At 43.4% G+C, this 2630-nt stretch carries 3 protein-coding genes; 1 reads left to right on the top strand and 2 read right to left on the bottom strand.

Features of this window, described 5'->3' with window-relative positions; translation table 11 throughout:
* Both deoD and D4N35_RS17605 read right to left on the bottom strand, forming a co-directional pair.
* Window positions 1–687: purine-nucleoside phosphorylase (deoD, locus tag D4N35_RS17600; RefSeq protein WP_120075992.1), on the bottom strand; the 687-nt coding region annotated here is incomplete at its 3' end.
* Between the two features lie 367 nt (window positions 688–1054).
* Window positions 1055–2005: an NAD(P)H-dependent flavin oxidoreductase gene (locus tag D4N35_RS17605; protein ID WP_235870429.1), complete on the bottom strand. Its 951-nt coding sequence runs from the start codon at window positions 2003–2005 to the stop codon at window positions 1055–1057.
* A 78-nt stretch (window positions 2006–2083) separates the two neighbouring features.
* Between D4N35_RS17605 and D4N35_RS17610 the strand changes: the two genes are divergently transcribed.
* On the top strand, window positions 2084–2602 hold the full coding sequence (locus D4N35_RS17610; protein ID WP_120075995.1) for a gamma carbonic anhydrase family protein: 519 nt from the start codon (window positions 2084–2086) through the stop codon (window positions 2600–2602).
* The last annotated feature ends 28 nt before the right edge of the window (window positions 2603–2630 follow it).

Raw genomic sequence — 2630 nt, forward strand, 5'->3', positions numbered from 1 at the left:
TTCCAAAGCTACTTCGATCATATCATTGAAGGTTGTCTGGCGTTCTTCTGCTGTCGTCAGTTCACCAGTCAATATATGGTCGCTCACCGTCAAAATGGACAGGGCATTGCGGCCGAACTTTGCTGCCAATGTATAAAGTGCAGCAGTCTCCATTTCAAGCGCCAAAATGCCGTATTGTGCCCACTTCTCATGCTCGGCATTATCATTATAAAACATGTCTGCCGTAAAAACATTCCCTACCTTTAAATGCAGCCCCTTATTCACACCTTCATCATATGCTCTTTTCAGAAGGTCAAACGATGCAGTTGGCGCATAATCAATGCCGTTAAATGTCAATCGGTTCATCTGGGAATCGGTTGAGGCGGACATCGCAAGAATGACATCCCTTACCTTAACACCTTTTTGAATCGCACCGCAAGTTCCAACGCGGATCAAATTTTGTACATGGTAGCTTTCCATAAGTTCATTAATATAGATGGAAATAGACGGCACACCCATTCCGGTCCCCTGGACGGAAATTCTTTTGCCCTTGTATTCTCCTGTATATCCAAGCATATTTCGAACAGTGTTATAGCATCTTGCATTTTCCAAAAAAGTTTCGGCAATGTATTTGGCTCGCAGCGGGTCACCCGGCAGTAGAACAGTCTCCGCGATGGCAGATTCAGGCGCATTTATATGTATACTCATCTTCGTTCCCCCTTCCATATTTCAATTACTATATTAAATGTTTGCCACCCTTCATGCAAATTAACCCAAGCGAAATTGCGTAAGAAAAAGTGCGAAGTTTACTAGTCGCTGGGCGCTTGAACTGGACAAAGCAACAATACTTTTATATGAATACCCATGAAAAATTTATACTTTCCTTTTAAAAAAATACGCCCGGCAATCATCGGCCGGGCGCTCCTATCAGTTCACCATTACTGGAATTGATCATACACTTGTTTTATTTGATTCCGGGATTGATCCATCATTTCTTCANCATGAAAAATTTATACTTTCCTTTTAAAAAAATACGCCCGGCAATCATCGGCCGGGCGCTCCTATCAGTTCACCATTACTGGAATTGATCATACACTTGTTTTATTTGATTCCGGGATTGATCCATCATTTCTTCAAGCAGCTGCTTGACAGATGGAATATGCTGAATCAGCCCGGCTGCCTGTCCTCCATTTACATAGCCTCTCTCAAAATCTCCATGCAGAGCTCCTTTAATATGAAACGGCTCAGAGGTCTTTTCCAAAAATTCCTCTGCTGTCATGCCTTTTTTCTCCGCAGCAATTAATGAAGCAGCGTACTCTCCTTTTAGTACCCTTCTGACTCTTCCAAAAGAACGGCCCAGAATGACTGTGCCCAGATCGTCGGAATTAAGAACCTTCTGCTTATATTCCTCATGGAACGGCGCTTCCTTTACAGCGATAAACCTTGTTCCCATCTGGACACCGCTCGCTCCAAGCATGAGGGCAGCGGCCAGCCCCCTCCCATCTGCAATGCCTCCTGCCGCAAAAACAGGGATTTTAACCTTATCGACAATTTGGGGAATAAGCGAAAAAGTTGTCAATTCCAGGCTGGAATTGATTCCGGCAGCTTCAAAACCTTCGGCAACAATCAGATCAGCCCCGGCTTCCTCCGCTTTTACCGCATGCCTGACAGATGCAGCAATCACGATCGCCTTAATGCCGTTTTTTTGTAAAACAGGGATGAATGGAGCGGGGTTTCCGGCAGATAAAGAAACTGCGGCAACCTTATGCCTGATTGCCATTTCGATCAATTCGTCTGTATACTCCGTGACAGAAATTGGGATATTCAATGAGAAAGGCTTCTGCGACCTGCCCTTTATATCGATAATAATTTTCTCTACCTCATCCGGCGGCATTGTGCCCGCTCCCACTGTTCCCAACCCGCCGGCCTCCGAGACGGCTGAAGTTAATTGGGCGTTGCTAATATTGCCCATGCCGCCTTGGATAATCGGATACTTGATGCCCAATAATTCACATGCATGTTTCAAATTTTTCACCATCCTTGAAAAAATGTTATAGTAAAAGAGACGATAAATTTTTAATATTATTTCAATGGAGGTTGCGTAATGAAAATAACGTATAACCAAACGGCTCCAGAAGTTCATCCATCTGTATTTGTCGCCCCGGGAGCCTATTTGATCGGTGATGTCACAGTAGGAATGGAATCGACCATCTGGTTTAATGCGGTCCTGCGCGGAGATGAAGGTCCTGTAAAAGTCGGCCAAAGATGCAGTATTCAAGATAATTCGACCATCCATATGTATGAAGGATATCCTGTCATCATTGAAGACGAGGTCACTGTCGGGCACAATGTTATTTTACATGGATGTAAAATTGGAAAGCGCTCCATTATCGGTATGGGCTCCACTATTTTGGATCATGTAGAAATAGGGGAAGAATGCATTATTGGAGCAAACACATTAATCCCTTCGGGGAAGAAAATACCGCCGAGATCACTTGTCATCGGTTCTCCTGGAAAAGTCGTCCGCGAATTGAATGAAAAAGATTTTGAACTGATTCAATTATCCATAGATACATATGTTCAAAAAGGAAAAGAGTATAACTCAATACTGGCCAAGAGTTAAGTAATCCCAAATTACGAAAGTAAATTTA

Origin of the sequence: Siminovitchia fortis (assembly GCF_003605365.2) — a bacterium.
GTDB classification, from domain to species: domain Bacteria; phylum Bacillota; class Bacilli; order Bacillales; family Bacillaceae_C; genus Siminovitchia; species Siminovitchia fortis.